Source organism: Aquimarina spinulae (assembly GCF_943373825.1).
Classification (GTDB): domain Bacteria; phylum Bacteroidota; class Bacteroidia; order Flavobacteriales; family Flavobacteriaceae; genus Aquimarina; species Aquimarina spinulae.
Genome location: NZ_CALSBP010000001.1, coordinates 1,148,960 through 1,172,054, shown reverse-complemented (window position 1 = coordinate 1,172,054; position 23,095 = coordinate 1,148,960). Strand labels below are relative to the sequence as shown.

22 protein-coding genes are annotated in these 23,095 nt (G+C 32.3%); 13 read left to right on the top strand and 9 right to left on the bottom strand.

The genetic code is table 11. The features are described from left to right. Positions 1–14: 14 nt before the first annotated feature. Both NNH57_RS05105 and NNH57_RS05100 read right to left on the bottom strand, forming a co-directional pair. The gene (locus tag NNH57_RS05105; RefSeq protein WP_074408370.1) at positions 15–395 is read right to left on the bottom strand and encodes an ankyrin repeat domain-containing protein; all 381 of its coding nucleotides are present in this window, start codon (positions 393–395) and stop codon (positions 15–17) included. A gap of 215 nt (positions 396–610) precedes the next feature. Next, positions 611–994, bottom strand: a complete 384-nt coding sequence (locus NNH57_RS05100; RefSeq protein ID WP_074408371.1) for an ankyrin repeat domain-containing protein — start codon at positions 992–994, stop codon at positions 611–613. A 315-nt stretch (positions 995–1,309) separates the two neighbouring features. On the opposite strand from NNH57_RS05100, the gene gpmI reads away from it, so the two are divergent. The 3 genes from gpmI to NNH57_RS05085 all read left to right on the top strand — a co-directional run bounded on the left by gpmI (position 1,310) and on the right by NNH57_RS05085 (position 4,738). Further along, the gene (gene gpmI / locus NNH57_RS05095; RefSeq protein WP_074408372.1) at positions 1,310–2,827 is read left to right on the top strand and encodes a 2,3-bisphosphoglycerate-independent phosphoglycerate mutase; all 1,518 of its coding nucleotides are present in this window, start codon (positions 1,310–1,312) and stop codon (positions 2,825–2,827) included. A 224-nt stretch (positions 2,828–3,051) separates the two neighbouring features. Next, positions 3,052–3,618 carry an RNA polymerase sigma factor gene (locus NNH57_RS05090; RefSeq protein WP_074408373.1) on the top strand — a complete coding sequence of 189 codons (567 nt, stop codon included), beginning with the start codon at positions 3,052–3,054 and terminating at the stop codon, positions 3,616–3,618. A gap of 25 nt (positions 3,619–3,643) precedes the next feature. Continuing rightward, the gene (locus NNH57_RS05085) at positions 3,644–4,738 is read left to right on the top strand and encodes a FecR family protein (protein WP_108808384.1); all 1,095 of its coding nucleotides are present in this window, start codon (positions 3,644–3,646) and stop codon (positions 4,736–4,738) included. A 163-nt stretch (positions 4,739–4,901) separates the two neighbouring features. Here the strand turns inward: NNH57_RS05085 and NNH57_RS05080 are convergent, their stop codons facing one another. Next, positions 4,902–5,753, bottom strand: coding sequence for a hypothetical protein (locus NNH57_RS05080; protein WP_108808383.1), 852 nt, complete (start codon positions 5,751–5,753; stop codon positions 4,902–4,904). Positions 5,754–5,918: 165 nt separating this feature from the next. Here NNH57_RS05080 and NNH57_RS05075 point away from each other — a divergent pair, with 165 nt between their 5' ends. From NNH57_RS05075 to NNH57_RS05055, 5 genes are all read left to right on the top strand, one after another. Further along, positions 5,919–6,506 (top strand): thioredoxin family protein, encoded by a 588-nt coding sequence (locus tag NNH57_RS05075; RefSeq protein ID WP_108808382.1) that lies wholly within the window; start codon positions 5,919–5,921, stop codon positions 6,504–6,506. Positions 6,507–6,514: 8 nt separating this feature from the next. Beyond that, on the top strand, positions 6,515–6,976 hold the full coding sequence (locus NNH57_RS05070) for a RidA family protein (RefSeq protein ID WP_074408377.1): 462 nt from the start codon (positions 6,515–6,517) through the stop codon (positions 6,974–6,976). A gap of 115 nt (positions 6,977–7,091) precedes the next feature. After that, on the top strand, positions 7,092–7,910 hold the full coding sequence (gene map, locus NNH57_RS05065; RefSeq protein ID WP_108808381.1) for a type I methionyl aminopeptidase: 819 nt from the start codon (positions 7,092–7,094) through the stop codon (positions 7,908–7,910). A 44-nt stretch (positions 7,911–7,954) separates the two neighbouring features. After that, entirely contained in the window at positions 7,955–8,722 is a 768-nt protein-coding gene (locus NNH57_RS05060; protein WP_108808380.1) for a class I SAM-dependent methyltransferase, read from the top strand. 289 nt (positions 8,723–9,011) lie between these two features. Further along, positions 9,012–9,932, top strand: a complete 921-nt coding sequence (locus NNH57_RS05055; RefSeq protein WP_074408380.1) for a M12 family metallopeptidase — start codon at positions 9,012–9,014, stop codon at positions 9,930–9,932. A gap of 65 nt (positions 9,933–9,997) precedes the next feature. On the opposite strand, the gene NNH57_RS05050 is transcribed toward NNH57_RS05055, so the two are convergent. Beyond that, a complete protein-coding gene (locus tag NNH57_RS05050; protein WP_074408381.1) occupies positions 9,998–11,005 on the bottom strand; it encodes an FAD:protein FMN transferase in 1,008 nt (335 codons plus the stop codon). A gap of 4 nt (positions 11,006–11,009) precedes the next feature. After that, a complete protein-coding gene (locus NNH57_RS05045) occupies positions 11,010–11,387 on the bottom strand; it encodes a Na(+)-translocating NADH-quinone reductase subunit F (protein ID WP_074408382.1) in 378 nt (125 codons plus the stop codon). Between the two features lie 508 nt (positions 11,388–11,895). Between NNH57_RS05045 and NNH57_RS05040 the strand changes: the two genes are divergently transcribed. The 5 genes from NNH57_RS05040 to NNH57_RS05020 all read left to right on the top strand — a co-directional run bounded on the left by NNH57_RS05040 (position 11,896) and on the right by NNH57_RS05020 (position 16,917). Beyond that, positions 11,896–12,390 (top strand): hypothetical protein, encoded by a 495-nt coding sequence (locus NNH57_RS05040; RefSeq protein ID WP_108808379.1) that lies wholly within the window; start codon positions 11,896–11,898, stop codon positions 12,388–12,390. Between the two features lies 1 nt (position 12,391). Then, positions 12,392–14,125 (top strand): tetratricopeptide repeat-containing sensor histidine kinase, encoded by a 1,734-nt coding sequence (locus NNH57_RS05035; RefSeq protein WP_108808378.1) that lies wholly within the window; start codon positions 12,392–12,394, stop codon positions 14,123–14,125. Positions 14,126–14,136: 11 nt separating this feature from the next. Then, positions 14,137–14,466, top strand: coding sequence for a hypothetical protein (locus tag NNH57_RS05030; RefSeq protein ID WP_132066099.1), 330 nt, complete (start codon positions 14,137–14,139; stop codon positions 14,464–14,466). A gap of 182 nt (positions 14,467–14,648) precedes the next feature. Continuing rightward, a complete protein-coding gene (locus tag NNH57_RS05025; RefSeq protein WP_108808376.1) occupies positions 14,649–15,392 on the top strand; it encodes a LytR/AlgR family response regulator transcription factor in 744 nt (247 codons plus the stop codon). A gap of 877 nt (positions 15,393–16,269) precedes the next feature. Next, positions 16,270–16,917, top strand: coding sequence for an outer membrane beta-barrel protein (locus tag NNH57_RS05020; RefSeq protein ID WP_108808375.1), 648 nt, complete (start codon positions 16,270–16,272; stop codon positions 16,915–16,917). A 387-nt stretch (positions 16,918–17,304) separates the two neighbouring features. On the opposite strand, the gene NNH57_RS05015 is transcribed toward NNH57_RS05020, so the two are convergent. The 4 genes from NNH57_RS05015 to nqrF form a co-directional block, all read right to left on the bottom strand. Continuing rightward, positions 17,305–18,183 carry a DUF4846 domain-containing protein gene (locus NNH57_RS05015; RefSeq protein ID WP_108808373.1) on the bottom strand — a complete coding sequence of 293 codons (879 nt, stop codon included), beginning with the start codon at positions 18,181–18,183 and terminating at the stop codon, positions 17,305–17,307. Positions 18,184–18,480: 297 nt separating this feature from the next. After that, positions 18,481–20,700, bottom strand: coding sequence for a DUF5916 domain-containing protein (locus NNH57_RS05010; protein ID WP_108808372.1), 2,220 nt, complete (start codon positions 20,698–20,700; stop codon positions 18,481–18,483). Between the two features lie 92 nt (positions 20,701–20,792). Continuing rightward, a complete protein-coding gene (locus NNH57_RS05005; protein WP_159099262.1) occupies positions 20,793–21,563 on the bottom strand; it encodes a LytR/AlgR family response regulator transcription factor in 771 nt (256 codons plus the stop codon). Between the two features lie 222 nt (positions 21,564–21,785). Further along, complete coding sequence (gene nqrF / locus NNH57_RS05000; RefSeq protein WP_108808370.1) at positions 21,786–23,093, bottom strand: NADH:ubiquinone reductase (Na(+)-transporting) subunit F; 1,308 nt, start codon at positions 23,091–23,093, stop codon at positions 21,786–21,788. Between the last annotated feature and the right edge of the window lie 2 nt (positions 23,094–23,095).

Here is a 23,095-nt window from a genome sequence, read left to right as displayed (position 1 = left end):
AATGGCTTCAATACTTATGACAATTTCTCTAAAAGAGCTACTGCATCCTTAGCATTAGATTGCTTTGCAAATTTCATTGCTGTATACCCTTTGCTATTTCTAGCTTTGATATTTGCTCCATTTTTTACAAGCAGTTTAATAATATCTGCACGGTTATATCGTGCAGCATACATAAGCGGTGTCATCCCGTCAGATTTTTCATTAACGTCACTGCCGAATTCAATTAATTTTTTTACCGTTTCTAAATCTCCTTTTACAATTGCCATACAAAACGGACTTGTCTTATATGCCGTAAGATCGTAATTATGACTAGCAGTAGTCACATTTGTTTCTGTAGCTAAACTTACAGAAGTAATACACATAACCAATAAGGTTGCTAAAACTGTTTTTTTCATGATGAAATTGATTTAAGTTTATTTGATTGACTTATATATAGTACGACCTTAGAATCGGCAACATGTTACACCTACTCTTGCCAAATAACAGGATTTTAACTTTCTTGTAACAAAATATTTTGATAAAAACGATACGTTTCTATACAATAAACCCGCCTACCATTATAAAAATGATAGACGGGATTTATATCGGTTTAAAAACTAATTCTGAGTAATTATTTTTTCTTAAGCTCTAATAACAAGACTGCAGCTTCTTTGGCTCCAGATAATTCTGCATATTTTATTGCATTATAGCCTTTCGCATTTTTAATATTGATTTTTGCTCCATTAGCAACCAAAAGTTTTATGATCTCTAATCGATTATAACGAGCAGCATACATAAGAGGTGTCATACCTTCTGAAAATTTATTCACTTCGCTCCCTAATTCGACCATTTTTTTAACCATTTCATAGTCGCCTTTAGCGATTGAAATGCAAAAAGGAGATACATTAATAATTTCTGTTTTTGCAACCTTATATGCATTAAGGTTTTTCACCGGATCGTTTGCTAAGACCAGACCAACCGTCATACACATTACTAAAATTGATAGCTTTTTCATTTTTTTTATCTTTATAAGTTCATTATTGATTTGCGCTATGTCAAAATTTGACGGTGCAAATGAATTACATTATTCTCACAAAAAATATCGTAATTTTAAGAATAACTTACTTTTAACCTTCCCTACATAAATTCGTTAATAATTTCACAAAAACCACGTGTCAGTTAATATTACAAAAAGGTATAAATCACATAGGAATAACATAAGCTTTTTGTGTGCTTGTGGGCGAAGTTGTAACTTTGTTTCTTATTTCATTTTTTTGAGATTTTAGGCTCAAAAAAATAACCAACCAAAAACCTTAATTAAGAATACATTATGAACAAAAAAGTAATCCTGATGATCTTGGATGGATGGGGAACATCACCCGATCCTAAAGTATCTGCAATTGATCATGCAAACACTCCGTATATCGATAGTTTATACACTCACTACCCTAATGCTTCTTTACGTACAGACGGACTTCATGTAGGTTTGCCAAATGGGCAAATGGGAAACAGTGAGGTTGGTCATATGAACCTTGGAGCTGGTAGAGTTGTATATCAGGATTTGGCCAAAATCAATATGGCAGTTAAAAACAACACTTTAAAAGAAGAATCCGTTCTTCTGGATGCTTTTCGCTATGCAAAAAAAGAAAATAAAAATGTTCATTTGCTGGGTCTGGTAAGTGATGGTGGAGTTCACTCTCATATCGATCATATTAAAGGACTACTTGACGCAGCTCACTCTTATGAATTAAAAGATGTTTTCCTTCATGCATTTACCGATGGTCGTGATGTAGATCCGAAGTCTGGTAAAACGCACATCAAAAATATTCAGGATTATATGTCCAAAACCACAGGTAAACTAGCCTCTATCATAGGAAGATATTATGCTATGGATAGAGACAAAAGATGGGAGCGTGTTAAATTAGCCTATGATCTTTTGGTAAATGGTATTGGAGAATCTAGTATTGATGCCCTCGACAGTATTCAGAATAGTTACGACAATGACATTACCGACGAATTTATCAAACCGATTATACTACAAGAAAATGGAGTTTCGGTTGCTACCATAAACGATGATGATGTTGTAATTTTCTTTAATTTCAGAACAGATCGAGGCAGAGAGTTAACCGAAATGCTTTCTCAAAAAGATATGCACGAGTATAATACCCACAAGCTTTCTTTACATTATGTTACAATGACTAACTATGATGAAAACTTTGGCGGTATTAATGTTATTTATAATAAAGATAACATTACAGAAACTCTTGGAGAAATCATTTCTAAAGCCGGTAAAACTCAAATTAGAATTGCAGAAACAGAAAAATATCCCCACGTTACCTTCTTTTTTTCTGGAGGACAAGAAGAACCTTTTGAAGGAGAATCCAGAATATTAAGAAATTCTCCAAAGGTAGCAACATATGATCTTAAACCCGAAATGAGTGCTTTTGAATTAAGAGATGCTCTGGTACCAGAACTACAAAAAGGCGATGTAAATTTTGTATGCTTAAACTTTGCAAATGGTGATATGGTAGGACATACAGGAGTAATGGAAGCTGCAATTAAAGCTTGTGAAGCTGTAGATCAATGTGTAAAAGATATAGTAACCACTGCTCTAGATAATCAATATTCTACCATTCTGATTGCAGATCATGGTAATTGCGAAACTATGATTAATCCAGATGGTACACCACATACAGCACACACAACTAATCCCGTTCCTTTTATCTTAATCGATAATGACCAGGTACAAGTAAATGATGGAGTTTTAGGAGATATCGCTCCAACCATTCTTGATCTTATGGGAATAGAAAAACCTAAGGCTATGACACAAGATTCGTTACTAAAATAATATTCAAAAATACACTAAAGAATAATTTCTTTTTTTGAAACAAGTCGCATAAAAGCACTCTTTTATGCGACTTGTGTTTTTCTGTCTTTTTATTTTTCAAAATTCTTTTGTTACCTTAACATAGATTATATGTTTTTATGTAGATAAAAAAAGTATAATTAGTACGCAGCGAAACCCAATATTCTTGGTTATACATTATATGAGTTAAGCACTAACCCTTATTCATGAATAAAAAAGAACAAGACAGACTAGTAAAAGCCTGTAAAAAGGGTAATCGGGATGCCATGGAAAAAATATACAATACTTTTGCACCGCGAATGATTGCGGTGGGTCTTCGCTATTGTGTAAATCAATCTGATGCAGAAGACATTGTACAAGAAGCTTTTATCAAAGTATTTAAAGGTATTCAAAAATACCGTCATAAAGGAACGTTGGGGAGTTGGATTGAAAGAATTGTTGTGAATTGTGCCATTGATCATTGGCATAAAATGAAAAAAACGATTCATGTAGATCATGAAGATTTCATCAACAAAAATGAGATACAGGAACTAGAAGAACCCGAAAAAGACTATCTATCTAAGGAGATATCGATAGAGAGACTACGAACCTTTATTAGTGATTTACCCGAACAGTATCGCTATGTTCTAAATCTCTATGCCATCGAAGGATATTCTCATAAGGAAATAGGAGAAATGCTTAATATTAAAGAAAGCACATCAAGATCTAACTATACCAGGGCAAGAAAGAAGCTATTAGAGCGTATGAGGAATAATGGAGTTGTAAAGTTTTAACGTTTAAAACCTAAATGAGTAACAAATGAAAGATGATAAAGACCTTTTAAAACCGCTTTTACAAGCAAAATTTAAAAGTGATTCGATTATACCATCGAAGGATAGGTTTGATGACATATACAATGCAGTACAGAAAGAAAAGGTTAAGCGTAATTATATACCTTGGTATGAAATAACTGTTATTGCTATATTACTTTGCGCTATATTCATTCTGTATTATGTAATGAATGACACTACTCCTGAAAATACCGAGATCACTCCATCACACCAAGAAAACATCGATTCTGTCGAACCAAAAAATGTTCAAACTACAATTCAAATAGAAGAGCAACCAAAAATTATTGAAGTCAAACCTGTAGAATCGAATACAGAAAATAAACCTGTAAAAACTTCTAAAACAGAAACTTTTTCTATAGACGTTACCATTTTAGAACCAGACGAAGAAAGTAACGAAAAAGGATTCATTGGGGTATCCTATATCGCTTCAGAAAAATATGCATCAACAAAAAACACCAAGTATATTAAGCTTCCCGATTCGAGTACGATGGTAATGAGAAAAAATAGCAAAGTTAATTTTAATACTTCAATACAAAGCTATAGAAGAGTTGATCTTGTTGGTACTTTATTCTTTTCAATACAGAAAAATGAATCAAAACCATTCGTGATACACGGAAACTATTGTAATGTTCGGGTTAGCGGAAATTCTTTTGCAATATCTGTAGAAAAAGATGCCGATTATATCACGCTTATTGAAGGTTCTGCAGAAATAATTCATCGTACAACTGGTAAAAAACAAAATGTAGTTTCGGGACAAAGTTTTAGTATCAACCCCCAAGGAATTATGCTTCTTAAAAGATCTCCAAATCAATTTGCCTGGAGAACTAGTGTTTTACATTATAAAAATGTTAGTGTGAATCAAATTATAAGTGATTTGGGCGAAAACTTCGATGCCAAAATTAGATTAAAACGCAGTCCTCTACTCGATTGTAAATACACAGGATCTTTTAGCAATGCAACTACCGAAAAAGTATTGAGTGAATTAGCTAAGAAATTCAATGTAAAAATAGAAAAGGAAGGCGAGATTTTTATACTTATAGGAGAAGGTAATTGTGCAAATTAGTAATTTGTATAGCGTAAATATCTTCTTTGTAAACTCTAAAAAGATATTTTAACACATCTGATTCTTTTAGTACTTCTTACTATAAATCCTTATTGTTTATATATAAAAAAACCGGCCTATAAAATATTTTATAGGCCGGTTTTTTAAACTTAATATATATTATTTATAGGTCAAAAGTTATCGTCCCTTCTATTGAAGTAAGTATAACCTCACGATCACAGGTTCCGTCGCCAAAATTAATATTAAAATTAACTCCGAAATTACTAGAATAATCTTGTGATCCCTGCACAGGATATTTAAGAAAACTCAACCCTTCAAAACATGCTGCTTTATATACTATTGGAGATCCATCAACAGATTTTGATTTTATAAAGAAAGGTTTTTGTAGATTTTCTAATGAAGAGGATTCTTTTAAAGTAATAACCTCTTGTTCTGTAAAACGGTTTTGAAAAGAAAAATTTCTATTCGTTGTATACTGATATGTTTCTCCATCAGGAGCTGTAATAACTCCATCTATTTTTACATCAAATACCGGAATATCATCGGTGCTTTGTTCTTCATTTTTTTGAGCTACTCTATACCCATCAAAAATATATCCCCGATCGTATTGCACATTTTTAAACACTGCAGAGTCCTTAAATTTAGATGGTAAATCTTCGGCTACATAGTATTCTAAACTACCTGTCCAATCATCAAATTGGCATTGGTCTCCTGTATCATTTAAAATCAATTTACTGTAATGTTCATATCCCGAAAAACCCGGAATAGGTTTTTCCTGATAAGGAATTAATAATTCGATAGAGAAACAGGTTCCTTTACTACTTTTAGAGGAGTTTTTAAGATCTATAGAAGCCTGTTCTGAAATTTTTCCGAAATCATCCATAGCCAGGTTCACAGTTTTACTCAATTCAAATGTTTCTTTATTATTTTGTTCAGAGACACTATCATCAACATCATTTTTAGTACAACTCACTACTAGGCCAAAAATCAGGGCACAAATCAATAATTTTTTCATGGTTTTCTTTTTTTAAGTGAATATTATCTTTGTTTTCTATCTATTAAACCCCGAAAAAATAAAAACGCTGCGTCGATATTTCATTATTTGTTAAACTAGTATCAAATCATTGGATCAAGCATTAGAATTTATATATATTGGCAGAGCAAACAATTGTAGATCAAAATGAAAAAAATATTTTTTTTAGCTATTACCGGTGTTCTTTTTTCCTGCGGAAGTACTTCTACTGCTACAAATGATAAAAATTCTAATGCTGAACTAACGAAAAATAATCAACAGCAAGTTTCAACTGAAAAGAAAAATAGCTCTAAATCAGATTTTTTGGTAGGCAAACAAGATCGAAAAGCGTTAGAGCAGGAGCCATATGGAAATTGGTTTAATGCCAATTACAAAAATTATACTGTCGATACCAGAACTGTAGAGAAAATATCTCCATACCTAAAAAATATTACGATTAAAGCTTTTATGGGTACCTGGTGTAGTGACAGTAAAAGAGAAACTCCCACAATTTATAAAATACTGGACGCTTCTAATTTTAGTTATAAAAATCTAGAATTAATAACAGTAACAAGATCGAAAGATACTCCCGAAGGTTTTGAAAAAGATTTAGACATTATGCGAGTGCCAACTTTTATCTTTTATAAAAATGGAGAAGAAATAGGGCGTTATGTAGAATTTGCTAGAGAAACCCTCGAAAAAGATATATTAGCGATTGTTTCTGAACACCCCTATAAACATTCTTACGAAGATTAAATAATTCGATGACACCAAAAGAAAAATTGAACGAACTTGGGCTCCAATTACCTGAAATATCTGCTCCAGGAGGGTCATATGTATCTGTAAATACAAGAGGTAATATTGCCTATGTAGCTATCCAATTTCCTATTCAAAATGGTGAATACTTATTTCAAGGCAGATTAGGAGATACCATAACGACGGATCAAGGATATGAAGCTATGAAATTATGTGCTCTTAATGTTCTTGCTCAGATAGATAAAAAAATTGGCTTTGATGCTATTGAAGGGCTCAATCATATTGATGCTTACTTTCAGTCGGGTGCTCATTGGGACGATTCTCCTATTGTAGTAAATGGGGCTTCAGATCTATTTATTAAGGTACTAGAAGAAAAAGGTACACATACAAGAGCAATTTTTGGAGTGGATAAGTTGCCTCGAAGTTTTTGCGTAGGCCTAACTACTTCATTTACATTAAAAACCACTTAAAAGTACTCTAGTCAATAGCGTAAAAAAGTGAAATATCAAAATAGAGGGTGCTGTTGAACAGAACAAGCATTATTCTTTGTAAATTTGCCTTCTTTTATCAAGGAATTGTTTACATATGATTATTACTAAAACACGTGAAGAAATAGAATTAATGCGAGAAAGTGCATTAATTGTATCTAAGACATTAGGGATGTTAGCCTCCCAAGTTAAACCTGGGGTAACTACGCTACAGTTAGATAAACTTGCAGAAGAATTTATTAGAGATCATGGTGCAATTCCTGGTTTTTTGGGATTGTACGATTTTCCAAATACCTTATGTATGAGTCCTAATGCTCAAGTGGTTCATGGAATCCCAAATAACAATCCATTAGAAGAAGGTGATATTATATCTATTGATTGCGGTGCTATTAAAAATGATTTTTATGGAGATCATGCATATACATTTCCTGTAGGTGAAGTATCAAAAGAAGTAGAACGTTTACTTCGCATTACTAAAGAATCTCTATACATTGGGATTGCTGAGTTTAAAGTTGGAAAACGAGTTGGTGATGTTGGGTATGCAATCCAGAAATTCACCGAAGAAGCTGGTTATGGAGTGGTTAGAGAATTAGTAGGTCATGGTTTGGGTCGAAAAATGCATGAAGATCCCGAGATGCCTAATTATGGACGTCGTGGGAAAGGGAAAAAATTTATTGAAGGTATGGTCGTTGCTATTGAACCTATGACGAATATGGGAACCCATCGTATCAAACAACTACAAGACGGCTGGACTATTCTTACTGCGGATGGGAAACCGAGTGCTCATTTTGAACATGATGTGGCTATAATTGATGGAAAACCTGAAATTCTTTCAACTTTTAAATATATCTATCAGGCATTAGGTATCGAATCTAATGAAGAAGATGCCTTTAGACAAGAAGTATTGACTGTATAGCATTCTTTAGTACTCAAAATCTGCATAGTGTGTAGCTTTTCAAAATGAAAAAACTATTTAAATTAGTACTTAATACTATCCCCAGGCCGCTATTGATTCGATTGAGTTATATAGCACGCCCGATATTATCATTATTTTTACGAGGAAACACATATACTGATCCAATTGATGGCAAAAGTTTTTCTCGTTTTTTGCCTTATGGATATGGTAAACAAAGAGATAATGTACTTTCTCCTTCGACTTTATCATTAGAACGACATCGGTTACTCTGGTTATTTCTAACTCATGAAACCGAATTTTTTACTACTCCCACCAAAGTATTACATTTTGCTCCTGAACAAGCATTTTATAAAAGGTTTAGAAATTTAAAACACCTTGATTATACGACTACTGATCTTAATTCTCCGTTAGCCGATGTAAAAGCAGATATCTGTAATTTACCTTTTGCAGATAATGAATATGACGTTATCTTTTGTAATCATGTTTTAGAACATATCCCCGATGATACTACAGCAATGCAAGAAATTTTCAGGGTTTTAAAACCAGGCGGGATGGCAATTCTCCAAATTCCTCAGGACCTAAATAGAGACATAACCTTTGAGGATGATAGCATTACAGATCCACAAGAACGTGCCAGAATATTTGGTCAATATGATCATGTAAGGGTTTATGGCCAGGACTATTTCGAAAAATTAAGAGCTATTGGTTTTAAAGTTGATGAGGTAGATTACACTAATATTTTATCAAAAGAGCGTGTAACAAAATACTGTCTTGCTCCTGGGGAAATCCTTCCTGTTTGTTATAAACCATAACTAAGATCAAAAAGACAGGTAAATTTTTATTACATCTCCTTAAGGATATCAAAAGTTATTTGATGATTCGTTCTAAAAAACTCTAATGAGCTCTATCGGGTATTCATGCTTTTTTATATTGAAATTACACACCTCTTCCTGGCACTGTTTATTATTTAACAAAAAATTAAAAAGGTTCGCAAAAAGTGCTATTAAACATACACTTTTGTTAAATTTTAATATTTCTCTAACATTTAGATTTGTTTGATAACAAAATAAGCGTAATTTTTTAACACAAATTTTAACAAAAATGAAATCAAACAAAAGATTTTTAGCGATTATGGTTGCTGCAACTACCATAATTTCGACATCATGTACTAAAAATGATGAGACTACTCCCGAAGAAATGGAGGAAAAAACATTAGAATATGCCAATTTTGATTATTCTTCATTCAATTTTGGAAATTTAAATTCGAATGATTTAGCTATTTCTAATGCTGATACTCATTTAATATCTTCTACAGGAGAACTTAAAGAAGGGTATATCGGTTCTGAAAAAATTCATTACCAGATTAATGATCAGGGAGATTATGTATTAGGTGGAGACATGTTATTACCAAAAGGTGTGGTTATCACTGACGAAGCAGTACCTACAGCCAAAGGAGCAATCCCATATGGAGTTAGAGGTTGGACTAATGGTGTAATCCCTATTCAATTTACTCCAGGGGTACCTAGTCAGAATAGAAACAGTATTATTCAGGCTGCCGGGGTATGGGCTAATCGTTTAGGTGTACGATTTGTATATTATAATCCTAGTATGCACAGAAACTACATTCGAGTAGTAGCAAATGGTGCAGATTATTCTCGTCTTGGGATGTATGGTGGAGCACAAGATCTTTCTACAAATGATCCGTATGTATCTGTAGCAATTCATGAGTTAGGACATGCTTTGGGACTTGCTCACGAGCATCAAAGATCAGACAGAAACAATCACATCATTGCATATGTAAACAATCCAAATATAAGTATTCAGGGCACTCAAAATTTAACTTCTTTTGATTGGGCATCGATTATGCTTTACCCTTCTAAGTCTATAGGAGGTGGAAGATACGATATGGTAAGAAGGAGTGATAACAGGCCTTTTACTAATGCAATAGAGTACGGTAGAAGAAATGGAACTTCTTACGGCCCCAGTAACTCAGATATACAAGCTTTACGTCAATTTTACTAGAAATAGACAAGTTATTTATTTCACAAAGCAGTTCGAAACATTTCGAACTGTTTTTTTTATCTATCTTAAAGTTTAGAATCACTATCCGGAAAACCATTTACAGATAGTGTTTTTAATTCCTTATTCTGATCTTCATAAATAAAGAATGCTTTGAGTTCTTGGTGTGTTTCTAAGAATTTTTTTGAACCTTCTAATCCCATCGACATTAATGCAGTCGCATATGCATCTGCTTCCATACAGGTATTGGCAATAATAGAAACCGCTAGAAGGTTTGATTTTAATGGGTATCCCGTTTTAGCATTCAAAATATGAATATATCGCTCTCCGTTTTCGTCAGTTTTATACTTTCTATATCCACCAGAAGTCGCCATAGCTTCATCGTGTAACGAAATTACTTTACTATACGATTGTGTGTCATCAAAGTTAGGGTCTTCTACTCCTATTCGCCAGGGTTTTTGTTTAATCACATTACTTCCTTTACCTCTAATCTCCCCTCCTATCTCAACCAGATAATTCTTAAACCCCTTGCTTTCAAAAAATTCAGCAAAAACATCTACTCCATATCCTTTTGCCAATGCATTAAAATCGATATACGTTTTAGGGTCATCTTTTACGATTCTATCTCCTTTCAGTGTTACTTTATGCAAACCAACCGAGAGCAATAAACTATCTATTTTAAGGCTATCTAAAGAGGCTATTTTTCCTTCTGGTCCAAAATCCCATGCATTTACCAAAATCCCAATGGTAGGATCAAAAGCTCCGTTTGTTGCTTTATGTATCTTTTTAGAAGTATCAAACACTTTTACAAAATGTTCATCGATCACTACAGTAGTATCTCCAGAGTTTATCCTGGATATATCAGAATCCTTTATATAAGTAGACATTGACCTATTGATCACATTGATCAAACTGTCATATGATTTTGAAAAATCATACTTTTTATCATCTATAAACTGAACCGAAAACGTGGTCCCAAAAGCTTTACCGTTAGTGTAATTAAGATGTAATTTAGATTCCTTTTTGCATGAGAAAAACAATCCTATTAATACAACTATACCAATTTTTCGAATCATAATTTTAGTTCAGATGAGTTTCAATGGTTTGTAGTCCTGCATATTCCAAAATATATTCTTCGTTTAAAAGTACTGGTTTATTTGGGTTTTCAGGATTTTGTAAACCAACACCTGCGTAGAATACTTTTGCTTCTTGTTCTATAGCATGTTTTTTAAACGACTCCATCCAGATAATATCATAATTATGAGGGTTATCCGGATACGAAACTGCTTTAACAAGCACGAAATATCTTTGATTAGATTTATCAATACACACAAACTGAGGATGTTTTCCCAAAGTGCTATTAATTGCAATAAATTCGAAGCCTTTTTTTTCTAATTCTTCACCTACAATATTCATTGCAAGGTTATGTAATTCTTGTTTAGTAAGTGTTCTGGTCATAGCGTTGCAAAGATATTATTTTGGAAATATAATTTAGAATTATACAACGAGTAAATTTGTAGTCTTAATTCAACCCTTCCTGTTAATCTTTCTTTGCTTACCCAACCGTAAAAAAGAAACAAAACCACTTCTACATTTTGTATTCGTTACTCGATATTCAGCATTCATTCCGGCTTCATTTTTTTACTTTAATATTTTTCATTTTCAAAACCGGTTCTCAATAGTTCTGCTGAGCCTGTCGAAGTACTATTTTTCTCCATGTCATCTCGAACGCAGTCGAGAGGTCATTGCGAGAAATCACTCAAACAGACATATTTATATCATTTACCTACCATATATATTGTAAATAATAGTATAAAATACAGCCATTATTTTATGCATTCAGAGAAATTATTGTATGTTTAATGTGATAATTTGATAGTTCTGAAAAAGTCTATAGAATTATCTTTTTAGTGTATTAAAACTCTTAACGTTTTTTTAATTGTAATAATCGTATTAAACATACCCTATGGATAATAAAATTACTTTGGCCGGATTAGATTTCGTAATTAATTTTTGTAACAAAATAAATACTCAACCTATTCCCCTGGCAGAAGTCCCACAACAATCTTTAGCTAATATATATGCCAATCCCAAAGGAGAAAGGCATTATATTGTTAATATTATTTCGTTTCTACCCGTTAAACTAGATCCCTTAAAAAACACCAGTAGCGGTTTATTTTTAAATGAAGAAAAAACCATATTCTTTAATTACAATGGAGTTACAGATGTAAAGACTACTATACATACCGAAAGTGGCTTGGTCGTGTCACGAGATTTTAATATTGTATATGATTCTACAGATCCTATCCCTTCAGAATTTGATATGTACCATATTCAGATAGATTATAAAATTGTATCGCTGAGAACACAAAGTGTAGAAGCTATTATTGTACATGATAAAAATCTAGATCCCGAAACCGATAGAGGTACTGTGACTACTGTTAGAACAACTCCAGACTAAGATGTATCGATATCGATGGTTTATTATATGGTGCATGCTTTTTGGCTGTAATTCAGCGAATAGTCAATCTCAAAAAACTGGTCTAATAGGTTTATTTTATGATCATCTGGATCAGTATTGCAATGAAAAAACTTTGGCTTCAGATTTTTGTAATGCTGTAGATTTCTATCGTAGCCATCAGCGAGATTCTTGCTATATCTATGCGAGCAGAGCGTTAGAGACTACCAATACTCAAGAGCAGCACGATATTCTAAATTACATACAAGGTGTAAGCGCTATTCATAAAAATCTGTATACCAAAGCGCTCCAGAATATGAACAGTATTTCTGAACATTTTAAATTTTCGGAACTAAAAGATCTTAAACTTGGAGAAATATATTTGATTTTAGAAAATTATGACCAATCTATACAGTATTATAAGAAATGGCTGGAACAAGACAAGGGAGGTAAAGATGATATTTTTTTAAAAGCTGCTTACCACAATCTAGGTGTATCTTATTTACATAAAAAAGAGTATGATCTTACTGAAAAATACTTTTCTAAAGAATTAGCCTTAATCAAAGAAAAAGACACTTTTTCTTTGATTATCACCAAAATGGATTTTGCTAACGCTTATTATAGTCAATATAAAGATGAGGAGGCCATTGCCTTATTTAAAGAATGCTACCAATTAGCTTCCTTATTTCATGATATCAAACTAAAACAAAATACTGCCAAAAATATGGCGGTAGTAGAAAAAAACAGAAAACGGTATCAAGAAAGTGTCGATTACTATATAGAATACGGAAAATGGAAAGATTCTATCTGGAACAGGGATAGAATCTGGGAGCTTACCGAAAAAGACAAGCAACTTGCCATTGCACAAAAGGAACAAGAAATACGGTTACAGGATGAAAAGATAAAACGACAAAAAACGCAACGTAATGGTTTAATTATAGGCAGCTCCCTCTTACTCTTGTTTATTGGTGTTCTGGGCTATTTTTATAAATTATTAATTGGTAAAAAGAAATTGATTACAGAACAGAAAGAACAATTAGATATCGCAAACACAACCAAAGACTATCTATTTTCTGTAGTCTCGCATGATTTACGATCTCCTGTTAATGCACTAAAACGACAACATGAAAAATTGTTGGATCGCATAGCCGAAAAAGATTTATTGGGAATCAAAAAAACCGCGGACACTGCAATTACCTTAACAGAGTCTACCAGTCATTTATTAAACAATGTACTGCACTGGTCATTAGAGCAAAGTGAACAATTATTTTTTGAACCCGAAACATATCCTTTAAAACCTATTCTTGAACATGTTATAAGTGATTATGAGTATTTGGCAACAACCAAAGACATTGTACTCAACACCACATTGGATCCCTCTATTTTGGCTACAGTTGATAAAGAATCCCTAAAAATTGTGCTTCGTAATATTCTTGATAATGCTATTAAATACACCCAAAACGAAGGGAAGATTACAATATCATCTGGTAATCATGCTACAAACGAATGTTTTATTGAGATCAAAGATACAGGTGCAGGTATTCCACCCGAAATTTTAGCAAAAATCAACTCATTACATGACATTACTACCGATAAAATTGATCGATCTAAGGGAGTAGGTCTTGGGTTGCTATTATGCCATACACTTATCAAAAAAAACAATGGGCAAATACTATTTGATAGTGAACCCGGTAAAGGAACAACCATTAAGATTGTATTACCCAAAGGAATTGACTAAAACCTATACGTATGATGCCAAGATTTCAAAGTTCTCCAGAGATAGGATATGATATAAGTACGTATAAAAACGAAACTTTAATTGGTCTTCGACAAGCTACCATTGACGTATTTCATAATGATTTGTTTTTCATAAACTTATATACTCTTAAATTTTATCTAATTTCCTTTGATTTGGCTTTCTGTTCATTTTCTTTGCTTGCCCGGCAGCAAACAGAACCAAAAGAAAAGGCACTTTTTTCAAGGTATTTTTCAGTTTCACTAAAAACCAGATTTATTGTGCTAAAATCTTTCCAAGGCTTCATAGATGTTGCAAACGCAAAACAAATCTTATACTGGTGAAAAAAGATTTCAAAGCTCTGCTTTAAAACGTCAGCTTAAACACTGGATGAAATTTTATTGGATGTCTCAGACTGCCAATGCAAAACTTAACTTAAGGGTATTAGCGCTGGAGCAAAAAAATCCTTTAAAAAAGGAAATTTATAGTTCGTTCTAATACTTTAATTATTTATGTAACTTTATATATGAAAACATTAGGATTATTAGTATTAGAAGACGAAGATGAAGAAGCTAAAGAAATTTCAGAATTTTTGAGCGATCATAATTTTGAAGTTACGAGAGCCTCAACCATACAAGATGCCGAAAAAAAAATACAGGATCATTTTTTTGATATGATCATTTTGGATATTATGATAGACGGGAGACCCGATGGTATTGTTTTGGCACAACAGATTAATGAGCAACAACTCAATATTCCTTTTTTATTTTTGACCAGTACGCAGAGTAAACATTTTTTTGACTTGGCTAAACTCACACAACCTGCAACCTATTTGCTTAAACCTTATAACACCTTAGAGCTTCTATTTTCTATAGAGCTTGCTATCGAAAAGCACTATAAACAATCTAACACCTTAAGTTTTAACTCAGAAAATGCAGTATTGAGTCCTACTTATATTTTTGTAAAAAAGAATAAAAGTGTTATGAAATTAGCTATAGAATCTATTCATTATATTGAGGTAAAAGAAAAATATTGTAATCTGATAAGTAAAGAAGGTAATTTTTTGATTAAGCTGTCCTTAATAAAAGTAAAAGAGCTATTATCGAATCCAGATTTTACGCAAGTGCATCGTAATTTTTTGGTCAATATTAAAAAAATTAAAGAAATCTATTTTGAAGACAATCTTATTATATTAATGAACGATGCCAAAATTCCATTTAGCGAACGTTATAAAGCTTTATTTATAAAGGATAATGATATATTAAACTAACCGAATTGTATTATTAAGATATATACTATTAACACTAATTAAAACAAATACATTATACTTTTAGTAAATATGGCTGCTCCTGCCATAATGGTAAACCCCCATTTCACCATCAACAGAAGCAGCATATTTTCTATAAAAACTAAATGTATGAACGTTTCAATTTTATTTAACTAAACACAAATTCTATTCATGCTATAATCGCAAAACACCAATCTTTATAGTTCATTTTCACACTGCTACTTCCTTCTTTGTGCACTTTTAATTGGTTATCAAATCGGGTTTCATTATCATTTCCACAGTAAAATTAATCAGATTTACGCTACCTCGTAAAAGGAATGTCATAAGCGTTAAAAACTAAAGCATAAGTGTATCTAAATTGGGTATAACATATAAGAAATCATCTCATAAAATGCAATCAAATATTTACTTAAACCTAATGAATTGCGCTTTTTCAAAATAACAACTTGGTGTATAAACAGGTTTGTTTTTGTCAAATTTAACTTTATGAAAGAGCGTATTGACTGTTACTGATTCTATATAACTATATAGATCACATTGCTTACCAAAATCACTTCTCATTTGAAAAACATTATGATTTCATTTTAACATTTATAAACTTTCTGCGGATTTAAATGAAGATAAATGTTCCTTACAATCATTATCTATTTAGAACCAACTTGAGAACTCTAGAAGATTTTGTCCTTTAAAAACATCTATAATTATCTATTGATCTTTATAAAACACAACCAATCGTCCCTAATTCATAAGAATTCGTCACAAACTTCTTATTACTCTGCCATTTAACAAAATATTAGTAAACAAGAGTATAACCCAAAAGGTCTATTACACAAAATCATTAATTACAAAAATCAAAAATATGAGAACAGCATTTTTATTTTTTACACTAGTATTTACATTTTCCGTTACATTCGCTCAAGAGGAATCCGGCTATGGTTTTAATAAGAGTGATTTTTTTGTCTCGGGTACGATGGGTTATAATAATTCTAAATACAGAGGCGATTTTGAGTCAACAGAAAAAGGACATATACTTATCATTGAACCTGAAATTGGATTTTTTATTCACTCTAACATTGCTATTGGCACACGATTAAGTGTGTTAACCAATACATCTAAAAACTCTAATGATTATGAGATTGAAGAATCAGGTTATGGTGTTGGTCTTTTTGGAAAATACTTTTTCACTCCAAAAAAGAAGTTTAGCATATATGCAGAACTCTCAGCTGCTTATCGAACTTCGGAAAGGGAACAAAAAATCACATTATCAGATCAAATTGAGACTCGAAAATCAGAAAATAAAGGGTACAACATTGCAATATCCCCAGGAATGCAGTTTTTTGTTTCAAAAAGATTAGCATTAACCTCAAGAATCGGAAGTATAAGCTATAACAGTTCAGATAACGAAAACACAAGTCAAAACGGTGAAAAATTCAACTCTGATGCAAAGAATTTCTCTATCAATTTAGGGTTAGACAACATTTATTTTGGAGTTTTATATCGATTTTAACTTTTAAATAAAAAACCCGATACATTAATGTATTGGGTTTTTTTAGTATTTTTAAAACACCAGTAAAAGATTATTTTTTTAATTAACTTATGTTGCATAAAAAAACTAATTTCTGAAATACAGGTATCATTATATTTAGCTCCTTTTGAATTTACTTCAATACTCTCGAATTTTATTGCCAACCCAGAATCCAGACTTCCTCCTACCCATACCGTTTTATCATTGTTATCGATAAGGTTTTCTGTAGAATATGTATTTTTTTTGCCCTTTGTAATGTACTTGAAACTTTACACTCATACTCATTAACAGATAATGGTTTTAACGTATACATCTCATAATACAATTCGTTAAATAGAGAAATCATCTCATAAAAATGAAATCAAACATTTATTTAAACCTAATAAACTGCGCTTTTTCAAAATAATAACTTGGCGTATAAACAGGTTGGTTTTCGTCAAACCTATACCATGGGGAGATGGTGGTATCTTCAAAATTTTTTAGCAGGCATACATTCTGAGCTGGTGTATTTCCCTGAGCCAAAAGATACATCTTATCTCCTTGATCATTTATGATTTCGTCTACTATGATTTCGATATGGCCAGGAGAACCAGGTTTGACAAGCATATCACCAATTCGTATATCTTTTACCAGTACTTTTTGTAGTTCATTATGCATTGATAAGGTTCCTGCATAAGTATATATAAGATTTAAATATTTATAGAAATTAGCTTTAGAATCATTGGGTGATGCCGTTTTATGAAATGTTACTTTGTTTCCGTTTATTTTTGGTCGATACCCTTGTGCATATTTGCGCCACGAACAATAATGACCTGAAGTAAAATTAAACCCAATTTCATCTTTTCTGTTTTGCTCCCACAAATATTCTGATCGAATTCTCATCAATGCATCTGCACATTGTTGTAATCCATTTGATGGAACTGGGACTTCTAGAATTGCTTCGTGCCAATGCTGTGCAAAATATTCGCTATCATCATAATTTATAATCTTGCTACCATAAGATTTTAAGGGATAATGACGTAAATATTCCTGAAAAGAGCCTGACATATATTCTGTTCTCTTATACCCATCAGGAATCATAACTCGAGTTGAGATAGAATCTCCTTTACTATTAATATAACTTGGTTTTGCAACTACATCTGTAACGATACCTTTTACATGATTCGTTACCATTTTTCCTTTTGATGTATTCTTAAATACTAAGACTAAAGCAATAATTACAACCAGAGATACTATATATTTCTTCATAAAACCTCATTTACACTCAAAAATAAAAAAACCAGTACAATTGCTTATACCTATTTACAGTGAAATAATTTATTTATCCCGTTGTGTATTTAGAAATTAATAGCATAAAAAAGCGTCAATTCGAGTGTTTTTTTGAAGCATAGCGTAGAAAAAATGTATCGAGAACAGCTTTTTTGATTCGAAATTCTTGTCATCCTGAGTATATCGAAGGGCTCGATACACTTCTTCCTTTGGTCAAAGCACTCGAACTGACGAATTTCAAATCAAAAGATTTCAAATGCACAACGAACGGGTAATTTATTTAAAAAAGGTATATAAATATTTAATGGTAAATATCTGATTATTGTATTCTGGTAAGTTTGGGGTTGTTAACTGCCTGTCTATGTTGTAATCCTGATTATAAACCAGGTATATATCATGACCATCCTTAACATTGTAGCGCAATCGGGCACTTGTAAGAAATTGATCAGAAACCGAATTATATTGGCCTATTACACTACCAGAAAGATGAAGATTATATGCCCAATTAAGTTTTGTCTGTATAACATGTATCCATTCTTCTGTATTTTGTTTATCAAATACGATATGATTTGCTTTCCAGGAAGATTCTATATTGAAGTGTTTTCCAAAATTTATGGTTGGTTTGATTTCTAATTTCAAGTTGGTTCCTTCATAAAACGTACCGTATTCTATAGCGATAGGAAATTGAATATTACGCTGGTTTCCCGGAGAGTAGGAAGCTCCAAAATAATAAAACATATAATCCCCAATAGGAGCTTCGAGCGTATTTGTGAAACGTATAGGTTTTTCTAAATTTTCATACTGTAATTGTCCAAAAACAGTAAAACTATCTCCGTTAAACAATCTTCCTGTCCAAAAACTCCTATTATACCATGTAATAACCTTTGAAAAATCTGTGGTATAATATAAATCCGAATTCATCAGAGTCCATCTTGTATACTGAAACAAAGCTTCATCTTTGTTACTATTGTAATTTCCATAATTTAAACTCCCATAAAAATTATGGTGTTTTTCTCGTAATAAAAACCCCATTCCCGGATTATATTGCTTACCAGAAAACTCATATGCTGCTCTATAAAACAATCCATCTTGTTTACGTTTATCTAATAATAATGAAACTCTGGAATTTTCGGCCAAATCATAATCATTAGTGTCTTTCTCGACAGTAGTCGATACTGATGGAATAAAATATAGACTTTTAGGCAAGCTAAATACACCATCAAAACCTATTGCAGTATTAAAATAATCCTTTCTCAAACGATTGGTAGCCATAAAACCTACAAAAGACTTATCATTAAGCACTTTATTCCTAAATCGTAATACACTAAAGTTCTCTGATGATATACTACCTTCATCACCCAAATTCACTCCTTCAGTTTGTAATGAAAGAAATCCAACATCAGCATTTCTGACCTGTCCCGTTAACCGTACTCCTCCAATTATTGGAGTTAGCCTTCCGCTATTGATACCTATAGTTCTACTATAAAACAATTGTGACAGTACACCGGCATTAAAATCAAACAACCCCGCTTGTTCTTGGAAAAATTTTCGTTTTTCTGGTAAAAAAATATTTACTCTATTATTAATATTAACGATTTGATCATCAATTTCTACTTGAGCAAAATCTGTATTAACGCTAATATCTAAAGTAAGTTTTGGTGTAATACCATACCGTACATCAATACCAGCTTCTATATTATTATCATTTTGTTTTCGATACTCATCACTATCAAAACTATAAGAACTCCCAACAGAACCTAGCGCATAGGGTGTTATTTGCAATTGTTTTCTTGGGTTTAAGCCATCAAAAACTATCGGTTGATATAATGATGGTGTTTCTGTAGCATTTGGAATATTTTGTGGTGGTAATGGTAATATTCTTACACTTCTGTTACGGTGATTTTGCGTTCTAACTACAGATATTCCTGCTTTTATTTGATTTTCTTTTTTTACAAATCTTAAATTTGAAATAGGAATCCTATACTCTGCAGACCAGCCTTTTTCTGTAATTTGAGTTTTCCCCTCCCATATCATATCATAAGATGGATTAAACGTAGAGTCTCCCAAAGGAATTCCATCATTAGAGATAGACATATCATACCGACCCCCAGAAGGATATATACTAAACACCAAAGCATTCTTTTTGGTTTGATTAGGGTCTATCCCAAAAGCAATAAAATCGTCACCATACCATCCATCTCTAAGTAAATTTCTATTAATTATTTTATCTGGCTCTGGTTCTTTGGCATCTACTCCTAGATATATAAAACTGTCATCAAAAGTTATTTGTACTGTCGTTAAACTGTCCTTTTGATTCCAATTTGGAGTAAACTCATGAAATAAAAAAGTATGATTTCCTTTCCATTCTTCATCATTAACATATCCATCTAATATAATTTTGCTATTCGTCTTTTTGATTATGATTTCTGTATTTTCCTGACCAAAAGAATATGAGCAGCATAAAATGCTACAACATATTAATACAATTCTTATCATGCTTGTTTTTTAACAAACATCTGATATGCATATTAGTTTTAAAAAAGAAAAGGGGTAATATGAGGTGATAAAAGGGTAAAAAGAGGAGTTACCTACATCACCAACGATGATCGGTAAGTTCTACTAAGTTTAATTTTTTTATTATCTGTAAGTGTAATAATACCATCTCCGTTTTTATTTTTTTGAATACAGTTAACATATTTAATGTTTACCGCATATGATCGATGTACTCGTTTAAAATCAGTACCATTATACTCGTTCAAAAATGTTTTCAGGCTTTGATATCTAACAAATCTCCCTTCATTAGTATTAAAAACTATACAATTATTCGATGCCTCTATAAATTTTATATCCTCGATCGGAATGATCTTTTTTGTATTTCCATAAGTTAAACTTATAAAATTAGTATTCGAATTAGATGGCGTTGGCACATTACTTTCTCTAGGAGCCTCTTTTTTAAGATTTCTCTGCATACTATAAAACACCAATGAAAAATAACACAGAAGATTTAAAGCTATATTATTGGTTAAGCTTGCATTTATAAAACTGAAGCTTGGCGAAGTACATTGATACACATATAGCATCAGAAACAAAATTAAAGCCTGACTTACCAATATATTTAAAACACTTGTAAAAATTGCCATGCCACTATGGGCCAATATATGCCTAGGAGTTGTAAATAGATTCCAATATCGAATGGTACATTTTATTTGAGGCATGGCTAGGTTCCAAAATATAAAGCTGGAAACTGCAACGGCAATAAGTTCTGAAAAACAAACAATTTGCAGACTTTCCTGAAATAACCTTCCTATTAACAGGTTTACTATTGAAAAAGCCGAAATTAAAGTAATCCTTGACCTCATTATAACTAACATTGAGTGTATAAAAATATTAATAATCTGAGTATCATGATTCAACAAAAGGTTAAAATTATCTTTTGCTATCGAGAGAAATAAATATACATATCCAATTTTTTGACAGGAGGTGTTATGTATTTCTACAAAAAAACCGATACTTAAAAGCATCGGTTTTTTATTTATATTATGAAGTGGTTTAAACTTTTTTCAATATCTGAAAGATTATTTTTATCCTCCAAAATCATCGAACCTAATATGTTCGTCTGGGATACCAAAATCTTCTCCCATTTTCTGTACTGCCTTATTCATTAATGGTGGCCCACAAAAGTATAGTTCTATATCTTCTGGAGATTCATGATGATTTAGGTAGTTATCGATTACACAGTTATGTATAAATCCTACAAATCCATCTCCTTCGGCATCGATATCACTTTTAACTTTCCAATTATCTTCTTCTAATGGTTCTGATAATGCAAGGTAAAATTTAAAGTTAGGAAAGTTTTTCTCTAAGTCATAGAAATGATCTAAGTAGAACAATTCTCGTTTAGAACGACCACCGTACCAATATGTTACTTTACGACCAGTTTCTAAAGTTTTGAATAGATGATACAAGTGAGAACGCATTGGTGCCATACCTGCTCCTCCTCCAACGTAAAGCATCTCTGACTCTGATTCATTGATAAAGAATTCTCCGTAAGGGCCAGAAATAACTACTTTATCACCTGGTTTTTGAGCAAAGATATAAGATGAAGCAACTCCTGGGTTTACATCCATCCATCCATTTTCAGATCGATCCCATGGTGGTGTAGCAATACGTACATTAAGCATAATCTCTCTTCCTTCTGCAGGATAAGAGGCCATAGAATAAGCACGCTCTACAGTTTCATCATTCTTCATTACTAATGGCCATAGACCAAATTTATCCCATTCTGCCTGAAACTTATCTGGAGTTTCATGTTCTTCTGGGTGAGCAGTGATATCTATATCAGAATATTTAATCTCACATTGTGGAATTTCAATCTGAATATATCCTCCTGCTTTATACCCCATATCCTCGGGAATACGAACCACAAATTCTTTGATAAAAGACGCTACGTTATAATTACGTACAACCTCGGCTTCCCATTTCTTAATTCCGAATACTTCTTCCGGAACTTCGATATTCATATTTTGTTTCACCTTAACCTGGCAAGCTAAACGTGCTCCATGTTGTAACTCTTTACGAGAGAAATGCGGAGTTTCTGTTGGCAACGCTTCTCCTCCACCTTCTAGCACGTGACATTCGCACTGAATGCAAGTTCCACCACCACCACATGCAGATGGTAAAAATATTTTTTGAGCTCCTAAAGTAGATAGTAATGTACCTCCCGAAGCTACTTCAATTTCTTTTTCGCCATTAATGGTTATTTTTACTGGTCCAGATGGTAGTAACTTATCTTTTGCAAATAATAAGATTCCAACTAAAACAAGAATCAGCACCAAAAACGAAATAATGGTTATCGCAATTGTTCCACCGGTAGATGCTAAAAATATCATAA